The sequence below is a fragment of the Streptomyces sp. NPDC055815 genome (assembly GCF_053616475.1).
This window is the reverse complement of sequence record NZ_JBSHDU010000009.1, coordinates 1-20,062: the sequence shown is the minus strand read 5'-3', so window position 1 is coordinate 20,062 and position 20,062 is coordinate 1. Positions and strand designations below refer to the sequence as shown.

Genomic DNA, 20,062 nt, shown 5'->3' with positions numbered 1-20,062 from the left:
TCACGCCTGCGGGGTGAACGTCACGGGCAGCGTCGCCATCCCGCGCAGGATGCCCTCGCGCCGGCTCAGGTCCGCGTCCGGGTCGGCGAGGCGCAGGTCGGGGAAGCGCCGCAGCAGGGTGCCGATGGCGATCCGGGCCTCCGCGCGGGCCAGCGGGGCGCCCAGGCAGAAGTGCACACCATGGCCGAAAGCGAGCTGTTGCGGCACCTCGCGGCGGGCCACGTCGAGGATGTCGGGACGGTCGTAGCGCGCCGGGTCACGGTTGGCCGCGGCGAGGCCGATGATGATCATCTCGCCGGGCGGCACGGTGACCCCGCCGATCTCGTACGCGTCGACGGTGAAGCGCGCGACGCCCCGGCTCACCGGCCCCTCGTAGCGCAGGAGTTCCTCGATCGCGCCGGGCAGCAGCGAGGGGTCGTCGCGCAGCGCGGCGAACTGCTCGGGGTGGCGCAGGAGGGCGTGGACGCCGTTCGCGATGAGGCTCGCCGTCGTCTCGTGGCCGGCGAGCGTGAGCAGGATGGCCATGGCCGTCAGCTCGCGGTCGCTGATCTTCTCCTCGGCCTGCGCGGCGCAGAGCGCGCTCAGCAGATCGTCCTTCGGGTCGGCCTTGCGCGCGGCGATCAACGGCTCGAAGAACTCGGTGAGTTCGGCCCGCGCCCGGGCTCCCTTGGCAAGGCGCTCGGGGGTGTTCGGCGGCATGATGAGGCCGACCGCTAGGCGGGCGAAGTCCGGCTGTCCCTCGGCCGGGATGCCGATGAGCTCGCTGAGCACGGCCATCGGCAGCGGCAGGGCGAACTCGGAGACCAGATCGGCCGATCCGCGCTGTGCGATGGCGTCGAGGAAGGCGTCGGTGTGCGCCTGGACGCGGGGCGCGAGCGCCTCCACGCGGCGGAAGGTGAAGGCCTTCGAGACGAGGTTGCGCAGCCGGGTGTGGTCCTCGCCGTTGGCCACGAGCATGCTGGCCATCAGGACGTTGGTGCGCTCCTGGTGGGCCATCTCCTCCTCGAGGCCGTTGACCCCGACGGGGCTGCTGCTGAGGCGGGGGTCGGTGAGCGCGGCCACCGCCTCGTCGTAGCCGGTGACCATCCAGACTTCAAGGGTGGGATTCAGCCGGACGCGCTGGACGACGCCGTGCTCACGGATGCGTTCGAAAAGCGGGTAGGGGTTGGGCTGTTGAGCGACGTTTACCGGGACATCGTGAACGATTGTCTGGTCTTGACCGGTCATCTTCCGTAACTCCCCGAAGCTTTGTGAAAGATCTGAGGCAGGTAGTCATACCAGCCACCCCAGTTGCGTGGTAGCGTCACCGGCGCTCGGCTCGGATGATGTACGGGGATGGACCGGCGAACCGCCGGTGAAGCACCAAACGAGGCGTTCCACCCACCGGTGTTCCGGCGTCTCGTTCGCTCGACTCGGAAAGCAGTCAAGGCCTCAACCAGGCCCGATGCACAGGGGGAGACGTTTCGTGGAGCAAGCGGCAGCCGTGGACCCGATTCTGGATCTGGCCCGTCCGTCGATCCTGCGGAACCCCTACCCGGCCTACGCGCGGCTGCGGGAGACCACGCCGGTCTTCTGGCACGAACTGCTAGGCTCCTGGGTCCTGACCCGCCACGCCGACTGCCTCGCGGTGCTCACCGACAGCAACCGTTTCGCCTCCGACTGGCGCCGCGCCGGCGAGGACATCCCCGCGCCGCTGCTGAGCGTCCAGACCCTCGACCCGCCGGAGCACACGGCCATCCGGCACCTGCTGCTCGACGGCTTCCGCGCCCAGGACCGCCAGGCCCTGCACGACGGCCTCGAGCACGGGATCGCGGACCTGCTCGCCGAGCTGGCCGAGCGGCCCTCCTTCGACCTCGTCGGAGAGCTCGCCGAACCGGTCGCCCTCCGCTTCGTCACCGCCTTCCTCGGCGTCCCCGCGCCCGAACTCGACTGGTTCGTGCCCATGTCCCGTACCGTCGTCGACGGCATGGACGCCGGGCTCTGGCCCGAGAAGCACGAGCCGGCCGTCGCCGCTCGCGCCCGGCTCGCGGAGTACGCCGGCGGGTGGCTCGCGGATCCGCCCAAGGAAGGGCTCATCGCGTACGTCGCCGAGCACGCGGCGGACAGCGGCGTGGCAGAAACGGTTCTGCGGAACAGTCTGCGCGCCGTCCTCCACGCCGGATACGAATCCGCCTCCCGGCTCCTCGGCAACGCCGCCGCGGCCCTCCTCACCACCCCGGGCGCGCTCGCCGCGTTCCGGGCGAGCCCGGCCACGGCCGTGGACGAACTCATCCGGTACGACGCACCCGTCCAGGCGGACGCCCGGGTCTGCGTCACCGACACCGAACTGGGTGGCGTCACCCTCAAGGCGGGCGATCCGGTCACGCTCTTCCTGGGCGCGGCCAACCACGACCCGCTGCGGTTCGACCACCCCACAGAGCTGCGACTCGACCGCGCCCCGAACCCGCACCTGGGGTTCGGACGCGGGGCCCATGCCTGTCTGGGCGCGTCCATGGCGATCCGGCTCGCCGGATCGGTCCTCGGGGCCCTGGCCAGGGACTACCCGGACGCACGGGCGGTCGCGGAACCGGACCACCGGCGCAATCTGACCCTCCGCGGTCTCGACCGCTTCGAGGTCACCCTGCGCCCACGAGCGGGGGAGGAGGTTCGACCATGAAGTACTGGCACTGAAACCAGCGAGCGTGACGCCCGTCCGGGAGGCGGGCAGCACGCCGGTGCACAGCTCACGTGCACCCCGCCGGAGCCCGGGCCCGCTGCGCGGCCCGGGCTCCGGCCCCATCCGCTAGCGGAGCCGCCCCGGCAGCCAGCGGAGCTGCGCCGCCTGCTGGAACGTTCCGCCGCCCTCGTGGTCGTTGAAGTCGTACAGCTCGATCGCCTTCTCCTCCGCGCCGTACGCGTTGAAGGCCGCGAACACCGTCGACGGCGGGCAGGTCTCGTCCTCCAGGGCCGTCGAGAACAGCGCCGGGGCCGTCGCGCGCGCCGCGAAGTGGACCCCGTCGAAGTAGGCGAGGGTCTCCCTGACCCGCTCCACCCGGCCGCGGTGCGTCTTCAGGTAGTTGCCGATCTCGCGGTACGGCATGCGGTCCGTGATCGTCGTCGCGCGCGGGAAATCGCACAGGAAAGGCACGTCAGGGGCCACCGCCGCCAGGTTCCGCACCAGCCCCGCCACGGCCAGCGTGATGCCGCCGCCCTGGCTCACGCCCGTCACCGCCGTACGCCCCGCGTCCACCAGGGGATGCGCACGGGCCGCCTCGACGGCGCGCACCGCGTCCGTGAAGACCCGCCGGTAGTAGTAGGCGTACGGGTCCTCGACGCCCCGCGTCATGAAGCCCGGGAACGAGGGCCCGCTGCCCGCCGGGTCCGGGGTGTCGCCGGTGGCCCAGCCGCTGCCCTGCCCGCGCGTGTCCATCACGAAGTGCGCGAACCCGGCCGAGGCCCAGAGCAGATGCGTGTGCGGAAGGCCCCGCCCGCCGCCGTACCCGAGGAACTCCACCACCACGGGCAGGGGTTCGGACGTCCCGGCCGGCAGGACGAACCACCCCTTGACCGGCTGCCCGCCGAAGCCCGCGAAGGTCACGTCGAAGACGTCCACCGTGGCCAGTCCCGTCGCCACGGGCTCGAAGCGCGCGTCCAGCTCGTGCGCACGGGCCTCGTCGAGGGTCTTCGTCCAGAAGGCGTCGAAGTCCTCGGGCTCCACGGACGCACTGCGGTACGTGCGGAGCCGGTCGACGGACAGGTCGAACTGAGTCATGGAAACCGCCTGGTGAGTGAGGGTCTCGTTCGAAATGTCGACCGGTCGCCCCGGCCTCTCCCACCCTAGGAGGTGAGCCCGGCGATTCATATACGTGAACTTCGGGGTCCGCCCGGCTAGACACTCCGCGCGGTGAACGCCACGAGAACACCACCTGGCCTCCAGTCGTGACATCCTCGGACGAACCGCCCACGCCGACGTCCCGCTGTGGGCCTTCCTCGTCTCCTGTGCGGAGGGATGCCTTGCTCATCAGCCACGCCGTACGTCACGACGCCCTGCACGTGACGCTCCACCGGGACCTGGACGTCACGAACCGCGCCGCGGCCGCCCTCCAGATCCAGGCCCTCGTCCAGGAGCACCGGCCCGCCCGGGTCGTCATCGCCGTCCCGGCCGCCGACCCCAGCCCCGCCACCCTGAGCGCCCTCGCCCGCGCCCACCGGATGTGCGCGGGCCTCGGCGTGCCCCTCACCCTCAGCGGCGCCAGCGACCGCACCCGCCGCCTCCTGGACGCCAACAGCGCCTGAGACGGCGGGAGCCGGGCCCGTTGTTCCCCTCCTTCGCGAGGGATCCAGAATGACCCCATCGGCAGGTCCGGAACGATGGAGGCGACACCTGTGCCGCACGACGACGCGTACGCGTGGCCCCCGCGCTGCGAGCTGGAGGCGGAGCTGCGCGCTCTGCGGGACTCCGAGCTGTGGCACCGGCCGGAGTTGGAGGACGAGGCCCGGCGCGCCTGGGAGCTGCTGCTGCGTGACGCGGACGTGGACGAGGCGGGTTTCTCGTTCGCGTTCTACGAGATCTGCGCGGCGTTCCGGGGCGCCTTCGAGACCCTGCTGATGTTCCGTTCCAGGCCGGTGGTCGCCGTACCGCGCGGCATTCCCGCCGGCTTCCCGGCCGAGAGCGCTCCACCGCCCGTCCCCGCCGCGGAGGACGTGGACGAGCGTCGGCCCGAACCGGAGCCGATACGCCGGGCCGAGCGCAGGAAGCAGAGCAAGTTCCGGCTCTGGCGCAGGTCCCGGCCCCGGCCCCGGCCCGAGGCCCCGGACTTCGCGAACTCCTGGGGCGCCGCGATCCCGCCGTGGACCGAGCACGCCACCGGAGGCACGCCCCGGACCCCGGCGCCCGAACCCGCCCAGGCCACGGAAGAACGGTTCCTCAATCTGGCGGTCGTGTGGCCGCTCTCCCGCGAGGTCGTTCCCGAGGACCGCTTCCTCGCCTCCGGGAGCCCGTACGAACTCCGGGTGGACATCGGCGACCTGTACCCGAAGAGCCTGCTCGCGGGACAGGCCAGGTCCTTCCCCGAAGAGTCGCTCGCCCACGCGGACGACGAAGGCCGGGGCGACTGGCTGGACGTGACCGTCTTCAGCGAGGACTTCGTCCTCCCGGCGGTCGCGCACCCGCTCTTCCTGCCGCGGGAGGGCGGCAGTTGGGTCTGCCCGTGCCGCCCCGGCGAGCGGCACGCTTGCGAGCCGTGGCACCGGGGACGGTACCTGCACATCCCGTTCACCGCGCCCGAGGCGCGGGGCCCGGCGCGGATGCGGGTGCACGTCGCGTACCGCGGCAACCAGCTCCAGTCGGCGTCCCTGACGGCCGTCGTCGCCGCCCGGGAAGGCGTGGGCGGCGCGACGACCGCCGTCGTCGACTACACCCTCGCGCCCGGGTTCACGGACCTCGCCGAGCTGCCCGCACGGACCGCGGCCGTACGGATCGGCCGCGGCGGCGACGGCACGATGACGGTCGACGTCACCTCGCAGCACGGTCCCGTGGCCACGTTCTGGCTCGGCGACCACCAGGTGCGCGACGTCCTGGAGAAGGCACGCGCGGCCCTGCTCGACTGTCACGCCTTACGGACGGGGGAGGGGGAGGACCGCAGGCTGGAGAACCTGCTCGACCCGGACAACGGAAAGCCGCCCGAGGCCCTGCTCCACGACATGACGAGGCTCGCCCGGCTCGGCTGGTCCTTCTTCCAGCTGGTCGCGCGCGACCGGACGGAGCGGGCGGCGCTGATGCGCGTCCTGCGCGAACCCGCCCAGATCCAGATCTGCCGCGAGGAACACCAGTACCTCGTCTTCCCCTGGGGCCTGTTGTACGACATCCCCGTGGAGAGCCGGGCACCCCTCGTACCGTGCGGCCCCGGCTGGGACCGGATGCGACGGGACGCCACGGCCCGCTCCTGCCCCGCGGAGGACCGGCACGCCCTCAACACCCTCTGCCCGTACGGCTTCTGGGGATATCGCCACTTCATCGAGCATCCGCCGTCCGTCCCGCGCGGACGGCGCCTGCGCCTCACGGCGGGCCGCGAGGGCGCCGCACCCGTCCTCACCGTGGCCCGCGGCAACCGCCTCGACCGGCAGCTGTCGGACCGTCACATCGCCGCCCTGCGCTCACGGTTCCGGTGGGTGAACGTCTACGACTACAGCGCGGCGCTCCGCCGGGCCTTCATCGGCGACCCGGGCGACTGCGTGTACTTCTACGGGCACGGCCGCCGGCCGCGCGCCGCCGACGGCGAGTTCTCCAGTGCCACGGTCCTGGAGATCGGCCGGACGGACCGGATCCTCCCGCAGGACCTCAAGGCCTGGGCGGTGGACGAGGGATGGGACCGCTGGGACGAACTCGCACCCCTCGTCTTCCTCAACGGCTGCCACACCGCCGACCGCGACCCCGCCTCCTGGCTCGGCTTCGTCGACACCTTCACCGAACTCCACGCCTCCGGAGTCATCGGCACCGAGATCACCGTGGACCAGGCGCTCGCGAGCGAGTTCGCCGAACTCTTCTGGGAGGCGCTCCTCGCCGGGCAGGAGGTCGGCCCCGCCCTGCACGGCGTCCGGATGCGGCTCCTGCGCAAGGGCAACGTCCTGGGGCTCGCCTACACGGCGTACTGCTCCGCCGCACTCCGCCTGCGCGGCACCGCCTGACCGCGGGCCGGGCCGGCGCCGCTCACTCCTCGCCCATCCACGTGGACGTCGAGGTGGACGCGGACGAGCCGGCACCGGCCTCGTCCCGCGGCGCCGGGACGGAATCGGAGCCCTCCGCCCGCGCGGGGAGCTCCGCCGTGGCCTCCGCCCGGAGCCGCGCCTTCGCCCTGGCCTCCGACCGGTCGACGAGCAGACCGGCCACGAAGTAGCCGAAGAAGCCGGCGAACAGACCGATGCCGTACGCGGCGAAGAGATCAGGCTCCGCGAACTGGTTGTTCACGACCGCGCCGCCGCCCAACGCCGCGATGATCGTCACGAGATCGGCGATCCGCGACCCGCCGGCCGCGCGCCGCAGCGTCCGGTAGGCGATCCAGCCGATGACCGCGCCGAAGGCCCCGGCCCCCCAGAGGCTGAGCGTCGAAATCTGCATGTGTGCTCCTCGATCCGCCGGTGCGTGCGCGGATCAAGGTACCGGGGCGGCGGTTGCCGAGTGGGACGTCTGTATGCCGCGACCGTGGGTAGACGCGGCGGTGGAATGTCCGACGGAACACCCCCGGCCACCGAAGGAGGCCACACCATGAGCAAGGTGGAGCAGACGATCGATGTGGACGTACCGCTGCGGAGCGTGTACGACCAGTGGACGCAGTTCGAGGAGTTCCCGAGCTTCATGGAGGGCGTCGAGGACGTCCGGCAGATCGACGACCGGCACTGCCACTGGCGGACCAAGATCGCCGGAGTGCGGCGCGAGTTCGACACCGAGATCGTCGACCAGCTCCCGGACCAGCGCATCGCGTGGCGCACGACGGGAGGCGACGTACGGCAGATGGGCGTCGTCAGCTTCCAGCCCCTGGGCGACGGGCACACCCGGGTGCGGCTCGCCATGGACGTGGAGCCCGACGGCATGGTGGAGAAGGCCGCCGACGCCCTCGGGATGCTCGACCGCCGGGTCAAGGGCGACCTCAAGCGCTTCAAGGGCTTCATCGAGGAGCACGGGGACGCGAGCGGCGCCTGGCGCGGCCGGATCCGTCCCGACGAGGCCGGCACCGCCACGGGGACGGGAACGACCCACAAGGGCCCCGAGGCGATGCGGGAGCCGCCCGGGCCGGTGCGGTCGCCCGGAACGACGGGCACGCCCCCGGAGACCGGGTCCTGGTCGCTGCCGCCCGACGACGAACCGGGCATGCGGTGACCGCACCCCTCAGCGCCGCGGCGCACGGGCCGGCTCCTCGGAGCCGGCCCGTTCCCGTATCGGGCACCCCGGCCGCCCCTGTGCCTGCCGACCGGAATGCGACTCGCGCGCCCGTGCCCCCGCCTCACCGGGGTACCCGCACGGGCATGACCCCACTGAGACGGATGCGCCGCACCGTCCCGGCCGCCGGATCGGTGCCCAGGGCGGCCGCCAGTACGGCCACACCGCGGACCTGCCGGTCCGGGCGGCGCGGTTCAGGGTCACCCGCCCGGTCCAGCCACAGCCCGCGGGAACGTCAGTCGGGCGGTTCCGGCGGGCGGGGATCGCCGGGCTCCGGAGTCCCGGGCCCGGGGGCAGGCGGCTCGGTGGGCGGGGTGGGCTTACCCGGCGGTGCCGGCGGTTCGGGGGGCACCGGCGGCTCGACGGGACCGGGCGGGCCGGGCGGTCGCGGTGGTTCGGGCGGGGGCACGGGCGTGGTGTCGGGGTCCGGCGGCACGGGAACGGTGCCCATGACCAGCGGGGCCCCGCCTTCCTGCGCGGTCATCCTGGTGTGTTCGTACGGCATGGTCACACCTTCCTGTCCCGCTTTCGTTCGGCGCGTGGCCCCCATCTGCGTGAGAAAGCCGCGGCCAGCGCGCCGAGAGCGTGCGCGGCGGGTTGCTGACGGCTGCGGCGGCGGGCCCGGCCGTCGAAGCGACCGTGCGCGCCGACGTCCCGCACCACGGGCGGCGAACGCCACCGCGCAGGCCCGGCCGACACCGCCGCCGCCCCCGCCGACCCCGCTGATCACGACGGTGCGTAGTGCGGTTTCCACTTCGTCCACATGGGTCCGGCTTTCCCGGATCCGGCCCGGCAAACGGCGATCGGGAATCGGTGACGACGTCCGGCGGAACGGCCCGCCAGACGGTCCCCGACCTGGTGAACGGCGGTCGGGCCTCGTCCCGGGTCAGCCGATGAGGAGGTCCTTCTTGAGGCGCTTCAGTTCGCGGTGGTCGATGCCGAGGCCGTCGCTCAGGTAGCGGTCGAAGGTGCCGTACGCCGCCTCGACCTCGGCGTAGCCGGAGTTGAGGTACTCGGGGCGGACGTCGAGCAGCGGCTTGTAGACGGCGGCCTGCTGGGGCGGGAGGTGACCGAGGATGGCGTCGTTGGCGGCCTTGCGGTACGTGTTGCTGGCCAGGTAGTCGGCCATGACGGTGTCCCGCGGCACGCCGAGGGCCGTGAGCAGGGCGGCGTCGGACCAGCCGGTGCGGTCCTTGCCGGCCGTGCAGTGGAAGAGCACGGAGCGCGCGTCGTCCTCACGGATGCCGTCGAAGACCTGGGTGTACGCCTTCCTGCCCCCGTCGCCGCTGACCATCGCCTTCTCGGCGTCGATCATCATCTGCTCGGCCTCGGCCGGCGTCTTCGGCATGGCCTGGAAGGCGCCGGAGCCCGCGAAGACGTCGGCGACGACGTACTCGGCTCCGGCCGGGACGCGGTCGGGGGCCTTGGCGCGCTCGTCCTGCGTGCGCAGGTCGAAGACGGTTCTGACGCGCAGGCGCTGGAGCTTGGCCTGGTCCTCGGGGCTGAGCTTGTCGAGGGCGTCGGAGCGGTAGACCTCGCCCATCCTGACCCACTGGCCGTCCTCGGTGCGGTAGCCGCCCACGTCACGGAGATTGACGGTTCCGGACAGCTGGACGAGGCGGTCGGCGAGGCGCAGACCCTGGCCGTGGTCGGCCTCGAACCAGAACCACTGACGGTCCGCGGCGGGCAGCCCGGTGACCACGGCGCGGCCGGTGGCGCCGCCCCTCGCGACGACCTTGCCGTTCGCGCGGATCTCCACGCGCCGGACGCCTTCCGCCGACCAGGTGAGCGTGAAGGAGCCGTCGGCGCCGGAGGTGACGGTGGCCGCGGTGAACGGGATGGCCTGACCGGATCGGTGCTGGAAGGCCTGGTCGGGAAGGTCCAGCGCCGAAGCGGGGGCGACGGTGGTGACGGTGAGGGCGGCGGCGACGGCCGTCGCCGAGAGGAGTGCCTTGTTCATGGCCGTGACACTGGGCGGCCGGGGCGAACGTCATATGAACGCGACATGGCTGGATCCCGCCCCACCGACGGCGAATGGCAAAACGTGCCACCTGTGCACCATGTGCAGGTCGTGTCGCGCGTTCACGCTCAGGTCATTGCAACGGATCGACGACCACCCTTGCGTTCAGCTGCAGGATGATTGCAATGAATTTCCCCAACTGGCCTGCGCGTATAAGGGGATTGGGTCATGCGTCGGTTGCCGGACCCCTGAACGCAACATAGCTTTCTCTCGTCGCGAACGACCGGGATTCCAGCGGCACCCTCTGCACCCCACGGATCAGGAAGAAGCGAGACATCCGCATGCGCATTGCGATCAGTCAGTTCATCAGCCTGGACGGTGTTGTTCAGGCCCCCGGGCACCCGGACGAGGACACCGACGGCGGCTTCGCCCACGGTGGCTGGACCCACCCGTTCTTCGACCCGGAGGTGATGGGCGGCGCGCTGGCCGAGTGGCAGACCGGCACCGACGCCCTGCTGTTCGGCCGCCGCACCTGGCAGACCATGGCCGCTGCGTGGCCGGGCCGGGCCGGCGACCCGTTCGCCGACAACATGAACAGCGTCACCAAGTACGTCGTGTCCAGCACCCTCGGCGAGGACGAGCTGACCTGGAACAACACCACGCGCATCCCCGGCGACCAGGCCGTGGACCAGATCAGGAAGCTGCGCGAGGCGGAAGGCCGCGACCTGGTGGTCATGGGCAGCGCGTCCCTCGCGCGAACCCTGCTGGCCGAGGGGCTCGTCGACGAGCTCCGGCTCATGATCCTGCCGGTGCTCGTCGGCGGCGGGAAGACGATCTACCCGGCCGACGGCCACCTCCGCGCGTTCGATCTGGTCTCCACGGTCGTCACCGGCACCGGAGTGCACGTGTGCACCTACCGGCCGAAGACCGAGGCGTAGTCGGCGGGCGCACGCGCCGATGCCGACCAGGGCCGGCGGCCCCCCGTCCGTCGCCCCTGAGCGGCGTCAGGAGCGCGTTACGGGTCCGGGCAAGGGCGTCAAGCGCGCGTCAGTGACGGGCCCGGAGCCGCGCCCGGCGGGCATAGCTTCCTCTCGGAGCACGCCCGGCCGCCCGGCCGGGCGCCGGTATCGGCTGAGGAGACGTCGTGTCCCTGTCCCTTTCGTTGCCCCAGGTGCCGTCACCCGCGTCCGACACGGCCGACGGACTGTCGATCTGGCCGCGTTCCACCCGCCCCGAGCACAGCGGGGACGTCACCGTCGCCGGTGTGTCACTGGCCGAGACCGCGGGCCGGTTCGGCACCCCCGTCTACGTACTGGACGAGGACGAGGTCAGGGAGCGCTGCCGGACGTACCGCACGGCGTTCCCCGAAGCCGATGTCGTCTACGCCGCGAAGGCGTTCCTGTGCCGAGCCATGGCCCACTGGGTGCGGGAAGAGGGCCTCGGCCTCGATGTGTGCTCGGCCGGCGAGCTCGTTCTCGCCGTCACCACGGGCTTCCCGCCCGAGAAGATCGTCCTCCACGGCAACGCCAAGAGTCCCGAGGACCTGGACACCGCCGTGCGTCTTGGCGTCGGGCGGATCGTCGTCGACAGCGCCTCGGAGATCGCGCGCCTCGCCGCGATCGTGCCGCACGGCTCGCGTCAGCAGGTGATGCTGCGCGTCGTACCCGGCATCGCGGCCGGCGGGCACGCCAAGGTGCGGACCGGTACCGAGGACCAGAAGTTCGGCCTGTCCGTCACCGACGGCTCCGCGCAGCACGCGGTCGCCCGGGTGCTCGACCAGCCCCGGCTGGACCTCGTCGGACTGCACTGCCACATCGGCTCGCAGATCACCACCGTCAAGCCGTACGTCGCCGCTGTGCGCCGCATGGTCGGCCTGATGGCACGGGTCAGGGAGCAGCACGGCGTGGAGCTGCCCCAGCTGAACATCGGCGGCGGGCACGGCATCGCCTACCGGCCCGGCGAGGAGAGCCTCGACGTGCCGCAGCTCGCGGCGCGCGTCCGGGCCGAACTGCGGGACGGCTGCGCCGAGGTGAAGCTGCCCGTGCCCCGGCTCACGATCGAGCCGGGCCGTGCGGTCGTCGGACCCGCAGGTGTCTGCGTCTACCGGGTCCTCGCCGTCAAGCGCACCGGAACGCACACCTTCGTCGCCGTCGACGGCGGCATGAGCGACAACCCCCGGCCCGCCCTCTACGGCGTCCGCTACTCGCCCCGCCTGATCAGCCGGCACTCCACGGCGGAGCCCCGGCTCGTCACCGTCGTCGGCCGCCACTGCGAGGCGGGAGACGTGCTGGCGGAGGACGTTCCTCTCCCCGGGGACGTCCACCCGGGAGACCTCCTGGCCGTCCCCGTGGCCGGGGCGTATCACCTGTCCATGGCCTCCGGCTACAACCTGGTCGGCCGCCCGCCCGTCGTCGCCGTGAAGGACGGCACCGCGCGCACGCTCGTACGCCGGGAGTCGCTCGACGACATGAACCGCCGCGACATCGGACTCTAGCGCCGCATGTCTAGGCTGGGCGGGGAGCACAGCCGGAAGGGAACACCGTGGCGGACGAGCAGGAGCTGGCCGAGGCCCAGCGGCGGCACTGGCAGGACACGTACGCCGCCCACCCGGGCATGTACGGCGAGGAACCGTCCGCGCCCGCGGTCCACGCCGCCCGCGTGTTCCGGGCGGCGGGGGCCCGGGACGTGCTGGAGCTGGGGGCCGGTCACGGCAGGGACGCGCTGTACTTCGCCCGCGAGGGCTTCACGGTGCGGGCGACCGACTTCAGCCCCGTCGGGCTTGAGCAGTTGCGCGCCCGCGCCCGCTCCCGGGGCGTCGACGCGCGGGTGACCACCACGGTGCACGACGTTCGCGAGCCCCTGCCGCTGCCGGACGCGTCGGTGGACGCGGTGTTCGCGCACATGCTGCTGTGCATGGCGCTGTCGACGCAGGAGATCCGGGCCCTGGTCGGGGAGGTCCGCCGAGTCCTGCGGCCCGGCGGGGTGTTCGTCTACACCGTGCGGCACACCGGCGACGCCCACTACGGCGCGGGCACCGCGCACGGCGACGACATCTTCGAGCACGGCGGGTTCGCGGTCCACTTCTTCGGCCGCGAGCTCGTCGACGCGCTCGCCGAGGGCTGGACCCTGGACGAACTCCACACCTTCGAGGAGGGCGACCTTCCCCGCCGCCTGTGGCGCGTCACCCAGACCCTGCCCCGTATGAAGACGACCGATGCCAGGAGTTGATCCGGTTGGGGCTGGAGATCGAGAGCCGTCCGTCCGAGCTGCCGTACATCGAGCGGGTCTGGCGCAGCCGAAGCGATGACGTGGGGCGGATGACGTCGATCGCGTCGGCGCACTGGGAGCTCGTCTTCTGGGAGCACGACGGCCGGGTGCAGGCCGCGGTGCTGGGCCCGGAGCCCGAGGCCTGCCCGGCACCCGTCCCGAAGGACGCCACGTTCTTCGGCATCAGCTTCGCCCTCGGCACCTCGATGCCGCATGTTCCGATCAGCCGGCTCGTCGGCGGCGGCGCGGAGCTCCCCGACGTGACGCGGCGGTCCGTGTGGCTGAAGGGCTCGGCGTGGCACGTGCCCGACTACGACAACGCCGAGGTGTTCGTACGGCGCCTGGTGCGCGAGGGCATCGTGGACCGCGACCCGATCGTGCCCGCCGTGCTCGGCGGGGCCGCTCCCGACGTCTCCGCACGCACCCTCCAGCGGCGATTCGTCGCCGCGACCGGCCTCACCCGGGGCGCGATACGGCAGATCCACCGTGCCCGTGAGGCGGCGCTGCTGATCCAGGGGGGCGTTGCGGCGCAGGACGTCGTCCACCGGCTCGGGTACTTCGACCAGCCGCACCTGGCGCGGTCCTTGACCCGGTACATCGGCCGCACCGCCACTCGGCTGAGCGCCCCGGACACGGCGGAGCCGCTGTCGCTTCTGTACAAGCCCTCGGGGGTGGAGTCCGCATAGCCTTCCTGACGTGGCGACAAGCCCGTACACATCAGGAGGAATCATGCGCAAGGTCGTTTCCGGTCTGTTCGTCTCGCTCGACGGTGTCGCCCAGTCGCCGAACGAGTGGCAGTTCGCCTTCGACGAGGAGATGGGCGCCGCACTGGCGGAGACGCTGGAGACGGCCGACACGATCCTGCTGGGCCGGGTGACGTTCACCGAGTGGGCCGGGTACTGGCCGACGGTGACCAGCGGGGAGGACGTCGGCTTCGCCCAGTGGATCAACGAATCGCCCAAGTACGTCTTCTCCTCCACGCTGGACAGCGTCGACGACTGGGAGAACAGCACGCTCGTCAGCGGCGACCCGGCGGCCACGATCGAGGGGCTCAAGGCGGGCGAGGGCAAGAACATCACCGTCGCGGGCAGCCCGACGCTGGTGCGCTCCCTGCTGGAGCAGGACCTCCTCGACGAACTGGTCCTGCTGATCCACCCGGTGGTGGCCGGGGAGGGGCGCAAGAAGCTGTTCGCCGACGACGCCGCCCTGAAGAAGCTGGAACTCGTGAGCGCCCGGCCGACCAGCAGCGGAGTGATCATCGCGACCTACCGTCCGGAGCGCTGAGGGGCAATGAAGTTACGTATGCAACCACGTAGAGCACTTGGCCGTACGACGCACCGTGAAATGGTGACACCCCCCGAACTCTTCGAAAGAGAGCAGGTTCATCCCTCTCTGGTCCGTTTTGCCATGACAGGGCAGGATCGGTAGGTCACCCGGCGCAGTGATCACAAGGTGACTTGGGTCACACGAGCTCGAAGATCGGAACGCTTACTTTGCAGGGGAGAACGGGCCCTTCTCGGGTGCCACGCACGCCTCGACGAGGGTCCTGTCGCCTTCTGCCGAGCCGTTGACGCAGAGACGGCCGCCCTTGTCGCGCAGGTCGAGAGTGAACGTCGTGGCCGTGCCCGACTGCCGGAGTCCGTGGATGCGTGCGTCGATGTAGCCGAGGCCGTTCAGGATCTTCCTGACCTTGTCCGGGGTGGGGTCCGCCGGCTTCCGGACCTCCCGGGTGATGCGCTCCTCGTGCAGCGCGCTCGCGCACCAGTCGCGAGCGTTCAGCTCGACTTCCGGACCCGCCGTGGGGGCGGGCGCGGCCGCGTCGCCCGGGGGCTTCTCCACGGGTCCGGGCTCGGGGCATGACCGCGCCACGTCGTCGAGCATCGCGGTGAACGCCCTGTCGGCCGCGGTGTCGGCGGGGGAGCCGTCCCGTACGCCCGTGGCCGCCTGCTGCTGGGCTCCGCAGCCGACAAGTGCCAAAAGAACTACGGCAGTTGCCGAGAGGCTGTGTCGTCGGCGGATGAACAAGCGGCCCTGAGCTGGGATTTCGGTCATGCGCACAGTCTGTGGCGTTGCCCCGCACGCCACATGAGTACGCGTACTCAATCGCGTCCGGACACGCGAGTGGCATTTGCGGAGCGTTCGCAGGTGCAAGCAAACGGCGTCGTCGCCCCCCGGTGAGACAGCCTTGTGAAGTTGATCAAGAGCCGCCTAGGGTCCGCAGCAATCACCAGCCGAGCACCACACCAGGGGGGCAACTCGTGCGCAAAATCGCGCTTCCTGCCATCACTGCGCTCTCACTCGCGCTACTGATGCCGCAGCAGTCCATGGCACTGACGACCGCCGAGCAGGCGAGTGCCACCACGGCGGAGGTCCCGGACCAGCCGCTTGCGGAAGGCACGCTGTCCACGATCGGTCCCGGTCAGTACTCGACCGCGGACAAGACCTTCCAGGTCGCCGAGAACGACGTGGACGTCGCCCTCATAGGCCGGCGCCACACCGTCGCCGCGCAGCCCGACGGCAGCCTCGCCAAGCCCGAGTCCGCTCCCGCCACCCGCCCCGAGATGGGCGTCTTCGGTCCCAACTGGGAGGCCGAGTTCGTCGGTGGCCAGCTCAACCGGAAGCTGGAGCAGCAGGGCGACACCATCGTCGTCACCGACCTCGGTGTCGACGAGAAGATCACGTACGCGCTCAAGTCGAGCATCGACTACCCGGACGGCGGCGGCGTCAAGAAGTACGCGACCGCCGACGGGTCCGAGGTGACGGCGACCTCCAAGTGGAACGACGCCACCGGCACCCTGGTGACCACCATGGTCGAGGTGCTCGGCGTGGACCTCTCCGCCGTCGCGGCGGGCGACGACACCTTCACCGACGCCGCCGGAAACCCCATCCCGGCCGCGGACCTCAAGCCCACCTACAAGTGGCAGCAGGCCGCCACCGGCACCGACAAGTGGCGGGTCACCAGCGTCGGCAACAACACCTTCGCCACCACGGTCCAGTACGACAGCAAGGGCCGGGTGTTCAAGGTCTCGACCCCCGCCGCGGGCGAGCGGCTCGCGACGGCCACCGCGGTCACCTACGCGGACTCGACCACGGCCGCCGGCACCTCCTTCGGCGACTACACGGGCCGCGTCAAGCAGATCAGCGTCACCGAGGGCGCCACCACGCAGACCCTCGCCCGGTACGCCTACGACTCCTCCGGTCTGCTGCGTACGGTGACCAACCCGAGCGAGGCCGCCGAGCCGCAGGCCACCTACACGTACGACGGCGTCAACCGCCTCACCGACATCAGCTCGCCGAGCAGCGGCAGTTGGGACCTGAGCTTCGCGGGCGACTCCGCGGCCCCGACCGCCACCGTCGACGGCGAGGCCGTCCCGACCCCCGGCGTGCCGGTCGAGGGTGACGCTCCGGACGACACCACCGGCGTCACCGACCCGCCGCCCGCCACGGACTTCCCCGGCGGTGAGATCACCGACCCGACGTCGTACCCGTCGAAGTGCAGCTGGGCGCGGCACTGGCTGTACTACTGGAAGTCCGGCTGCTCGGCCAAGGTGGCGCACTACGGCTGGCACTCGCCCAAGTGGAAGAAGACCCCGACCGGTTACTGGGTGCGCGGCATCAACCACGACCACTGCACCACGGCGCCCGACAAGCCGCTCGGCTACAACTTCATCCCCGCCTGCGACATGCACGACTACGGCTACGGCCTGATCGGCAACACGTACAAGGGCTACAAGTACTACCTGTCGCGCAACAAGGGCCTTGCCGTGGACGCCGTCTTCTACAGCACGCTCTACAGCAAGACCTGCTCCGCCTACTTCTGGAAGAGCACCTGCCGTTCCCTCGCCAACACGTACTACGCCGCGGTGACGGTCTTCGGCCGGGCCAAGAACGGCGCGAACGCGACCTGATCCCGGGCGGGGACCTCTGACGTCCCCCGGCCCGAGCTCCTGACGGATCGGGCCTTCGGGCGGACACGGGCCGGGTGGCGCGACATCGCCACCCGGCCCCTTCGCACCCGATCCCTTCCCCCCATCTCCACGGACCCGGCCGCGCGCGTCCCTCCACGGGCCGCGCCGGGCCCCCTGCTCCCCGAGGCGCCATGAAGAAAACGATCTGGGCCACGGTCGTCGCCGCCGCGATGACCACGACCCTGGGTGCGATACCGGCCCAGGCCGCCGCACCGACGAGCACCACCGGCGCGGCCACGGCCGCGGTCGCGGGCGAGGTCGTCGACCCGCCGCTGTACGACATGACCGCCGGCGGCGCCACCGTCCGCGTCAACGTGCTCACCCAGAGCCGTACCGACATTCCCGAAGCGGCCGCCGCCGGTGAGACGAAGCAGAGCTTCGACGCCCTGCCGGTGGTCACCCTCAAGGTGGACCGAGCGGGCCTCGACCAGCTCGCCGCCCAGCCGGGGGTGGTCAGTGTCACCGAGGACAAGCCCGAGAAGGCGACCCTCGACGAGAGCGTCCCGCTCATCGGCGGCGACGAGGCCGCCAAGGCGGGCAAGACCGGCGCCGGCACCGCCGTCGCCGTGCTGGACAGCGGTGTCGACACCCACCATCCGTTCCTGGGCGGCCGGGTCAAGGCCGAGGCCTGCTTCTCGCCGATCGATCCCGACCTGGGCGCCACCAGCCTCTGCCCCAACGGCGCCGCGCAGCAGGAGGGGCCCGGCTCCGCCGACTCCGCGTCCGGACCGTGCGCGACCCTGAACGCCTGCGACCACGGAACCCATGTCGCCGGCATCGCCGCGGGCAAGGGCACGGGCTCCGTCGGATCCCCGAAGACCGGAGTCGCCCCCGGCGCCGACATCGTCGCCATCCAGGTGTTCTCCCAGTTCAACACCGCCGACGCCTGCGGCGGCGAAGTGCCGTGCATCGGCAGTTTCCCCAGCGCCCAACTGGCCGCCCTTGAGCAGGTGCTGAAGCTCAAGCAGGCCGGCACGCCGATCATCGCGGCCAACCTCAGCCTCGGCGGCGGCCACTACACCGCCGCCTGCGAGAGCGACGCGCGCAAGGCCGCGATCGACAACCTGCTCGCCGCCGGTGTCGCCACCGTGATCGCGGCCGGCAACAACGGCTACACCGACGCGGTCAGCGTCCCCGGCTGCATCTCCTCCGCCGTCACGGTCGGCTCCACCACCGATGACGACGAGCTGTCCTCCTTCACCAACCGCGGCCCGCTGCTCGACGTGTTCGCCCCCGGCACGAGCATCGTCTCCTCGGTCCCCGGCGGCAACTACGCTTCCAAGAACGGCACTTCGATGGCGGCGCCGCACGTGGCGGGCGCCCTCGCCGTGCTCAGGCAGGCCTACCCCACCAAGAGCGTCGCGGACCTCGTGGCCCTCCTGAAGAGCAGCGGCCGGCCCATCATCTACACGGGCGCCACCACTCCCCGCATCGACATCGGCGCGGCGCTCGGCGGCGGCGGCAGCACCCCCCAGCCCGTCGGCATGACCGACTTCAACGGCGACGGTGCCGAGGACATCGCGATCTCCGACACCCAGGCCACTGTCGGCACCGACGCCAGGGCCGGTCTGATCCGCATCGTGTACGGCGGCGGCAAGGGCACCGCGGAGATCAGCCAGGACCTGGACTGGGTGCCCGGCGGCTCCGAGGCGGACGACTACTTCGGCGAGACCCTCGCCACCATCGACTGGAACAAGGACGGCTTCACCGACCTGGTGGTCGGCACCCCGAGCGAGGACATCGGCACCGCCACCAACGCCGGCATGGTCGACATCCTCTACGGCGCCGCCGGCGGCCTCGGAGCGGGCACCACCAAGGACACCCACTTCGAGCAGGGCGCGGGCACCGGCGGGATCGCCGCCTCGACCGCCGAGGCGAACGACCGGATGGGGCACTCGCTCGCGGCCGCCGTCAACGACGCCGGCCGGCCGTACCTGCTGATCGGCACGCCCGGCGAGGCCATCAGCACGCTCACCAACGCGGGCACCGTCTTCTACGTCCACGGCACCACGAGCCTGACGATCCACCAGGACAAGCCCGGCGTCCCCGGTGACCCCGAGAAGGACGACAACTTCGGCTACTCCCTGGCCGCCGACCAGAACTACCTCGCCATCGGCTCCCCCAACGAGGCCATCGGCACCAAGGCGAAGGCGGGCGGTGTCGCCCTCTTCGACGCCAACGCCTTCGACCCCGAGGGCCGACCGCTTCCCCTGGCCGGGCTCGACCAGGACAGCGCGGCGATCTCCGGAGACGCCGAGGCCGGCGACCAGTTCGGCTTCGCGGTCGCCATCGCCCCGTACCGGCCCATGGGGTCCTCCGCCCCCACCGACTCGATCCTCGCCATCGGTTCGCCCGGTGAAGGCGTGGTCGTGGGCACCGAGAACCGGCTGAACGCGGGCCGTGTGGTGCAGATCCGGATCAAGCCCGACGGCACCTGGAGCTATCTGCGCGAGCTCAAGCAGGGCACCGCGGACGACGAGGTCTCCGGCACCTCCGAGACCGGTGACCGCATGGGCGAGACGCTGACCGCCGTCAACACCGCGCCGAACGCGGTGAGCACCATCGCCTCCATGCGCCTCGCGGTCGGTACGCCCGGCGAGGCCATCGGCACCGCGACCAAGGCGGGCGCGGTCCACACGTTCTCCATGGCCGGCTCGGCCGGTCTGAACGACCGCTGGATCGAGGCGGGCGACGGCGACGGGATCCCCGGCACGCCCGGCGCCAACCAGGAGCTCGGCAGGAGCATCCACTTCACCGCGACCAAGCTGTACGTGGGGATGCCGTTCGGGCCCAACGCCGCCGGCGCGCTGTACGCGCTGCCGATGTCCAACGTGACCCAGGGCGGCACGGTCGCTCCCGTGACCACGTACAAGCCCGGCTCGGGCGGCCTGCCGGCCAACGGTGTGGCCTTCGGGTACACCGCTCGGTAGGCGCTCCGGGACAGCGGTGAAC

General features: G+C 71.6%; 15 protein-coding genes and 1 pseudogene. 11 read left to right on the top strand and 5 right to left on the bottom strand.

The window, feature by feature from the left end:
* Positions 1-1,086, bottom strand: a complete 1,086-nt coding sequence (locus ACWGN5_RS08870; protein WP_256341223.1) for a cytochrome P450 family protein — start codon at positions 1,084-1,086, stop codon at positions 1-3.
* A gap of 397 nt (positions 1,087-1,483) precedes the next feature.
* Between ACWGN5_RS08870 and ACWGN5_RS08865 the strand changes: the two genes are divergently transcribed.
* Positions 1,484-2,656, top strand: coding sequence for a cytochrome P450 (locus tag ACWGN5_RS08865; RefSeq protein WP_453512597.1), 1,173 nt, complete (start codon positions 1,484-1,486; stop codon positions 2,654-2,656).
* A 126-nt stretch (positions 2,657-2,782) separates the two neighbouring features.
* Here the strand turns inward: ACWGN5_RS08865 and ACWGN5_RS08860 are convergent, their stop codons facing one another.
* On the bottom strand, positions 2,783-3,751 hold the full coding sequence (locus ACWGN5_RS08860; protein WP_453512594.1) for an acetylxylan esterase: 969 nt from the start codon (positions 3,749-3,751) through the stop codon (positions 2,783-2,785).
* Between the two features lie 242 nt (positions 3,752-3,993).
* On the opposite strand from ACWGN5_RS08860, the gene ACWGN5_RS08855 reads away from it, so the two are divergent.
* Together ACWGN5_RS08855 and ACWGN5_RS08850 are read left to right on the top strand one after the other, a co-directional pair.
* Entirely contained in the window at positions 3,994-4,275 is a 282-nt protein-coding gene (locus ACWGN5_RS08855) for a hypothetical protein (protein ID WP_086831883.1), read from the top strand.
* A 90-nt stretch (positions 4,276-4,365) separates the two neighbouring features.
* Positions 4,366-6,666, top strand: a complete 2,301-nt coding sequence (locus ACWGN5_RS08850; protein ID WP_453512591.1) for a CHAT domain-containing protein — start codon at positions 4,366-4,368, stop codon at positions 6,664-6,666.
* A 22-nt stretch (positions 6,667-6,688) separates the two neighbouring features.
* Here the strand turns inward: ACWGN5_RS08850 and ACWGN5_RS08845 are convergent, their stop codons facing one another.
* Positions 6,689-7,096 carry a hypothetical protein gene (locus tag ACWGN5_RS08845; RefSeq protein ID WP_453512588.1) on the bottom strand — a complete coding sequence of 136 codons (408 nt, stop codon included), beginning with the start codon at positions 7,094-7,096 and terminating at the stop codon, positions 6,689-6,691.
* Between the two features lie 147 nt (positions 7,097-7,243).
* Here ACWGN5_RS08845 and ACWGN5_RS08840 point away from each other — a divergent pair.
* Positions 7,244-7,714, top strand: a pseudogene (locus ACWGN5_RS08840) (SRPBCC family protein); the annotation flags it as partial.
* A 1,087-nt stretch (positions 7,715-8,801) separates the two neighbouring features.
* On the opposite strand, the gene ACWGN5_RS08835 reads toward ACWGN5_RS08840, so the two are convergent.
* Positions 8,802-9,875, bottom strand: a complete 1,074-nt coding sequence (locus tag ACWGN5_RS08835) for a tyrosine-protein phosphatase (RefSeq protein ID WP_453512585.1) — start codon at positions 9,873-9,875, stop codon at positions 8,802-8,804.
* 341 nt (positions 9,876-10,216) lie between these two features.
* On the opposite strand from ACWGN5_RS08835, the gene ACWGN5_RS08830 reads away from it, so the two are divergent.
* From ACWGN5_RS08830 to ACWGN5_RS08810, 5 genes are all read left to right on the top strand, one after another.
* A complete protein-coding gene (locus ACWGN5_RS08830; protein ID WP_453512584.1) occupies positions 10,217-10,813 on the top strand; it encodes a dihydrofolate reductase family protein in 597 nt (198 codons plus the stop codon).
* Positions 10,814-11,025: 212 nt separating this feature from the next.
* Positions 11,026-12,369: a diaminopimelate decarboxylase gene (gene lysA, locus ACWGN5_RS08825; protein WP_453512867.1), complete on the top strand. Its 1,344-nt coding sequence runs from the start codon at positions 11,026-11,028 to the stop codon at positions 12,367-12,369.
* Positions 12,370-12,416: 47 nt separating this feature from the next.
* Positions 12,417-13,103, top strand: coding sequence for a class I SAM-dependent methyltransferase (locus ACWGN5_RS08820; protein WP_453512583.1), 687 nt, complete (start codon positions 12,417-12,419; stop codon positions 13,101-13,103).
* Between the two features lie 5 nt (positions 13,104-13,108).
* A complete protein-coding gene (locus ACWGN5_RS08815; RefSeq protein WP_453512580.1) occupies positions 13,109-13,828 on the top strand; it encodes a helix-turn-helix domain-containing protein in 720 nt (239 codons plus the stop codon).
* 43 nt (positions 13,829-13,871) lie between these two features.
* Positions 13,872-14,426 carry a dihydrofolate reductase family protein gene (locus ACWGN5_RS08810; RefSeq protein WP_453512577.1) on the top strand — a complete coding sequence of 185 codons (555 nt, stop codon included), beginning with the start codon at positions 13,872-13,874 and terminating at the stop codon, positions 14,424-14,426.
* Positions 14,427-14,630: 204 nt separating this feature from the next.
* Here the strand turns inward: ACWGN5_RS08810 and ACWGN5_RS08805 are convergent, their stop codons facing one another.
* Positions 14,631-15,119, bottom strand: a complete 489-nt coding sequence (locus ACWGN5_RS08805; protein ID WP_453512574.1) for a hypothetical protein — start codon at positions 15,117-15,119, stop codon at positions 14,631-14,633.
* A 347-nt stretch (positions 15,120-15,466) separates the two neighbouring features.
* Between ACWGN5_RS08805 and ACWGN5_RS08800 the strand changes: the two genes are divergently transcribed.
* Positions 15,467-17,050, top strand: a complete 1,584-nt coding sequence (locus tag ACWGN5_RS08800; protein ID WP_453512572.1) for a phospholipase A2 — start codon at positions 15,467-15,469, stop codon at positions 17,048-17,050.
* Between the two features lie 191 nt (positions 17,051-17,241).
* The gene (locus ACWGN5_RS08795; protein ID WP_453512570.1) at positions 17,242-20,040 is read left to right on the top strand and encodes a S8 family peptidase; all 2,799 of its coding nucleotides are present in this window, start codon (positions 17,242-17,244) and stop codon (positions 20,038-20,040) included.
* Positions 20,041-20,062: the final 22 nt, after the last annotated feature.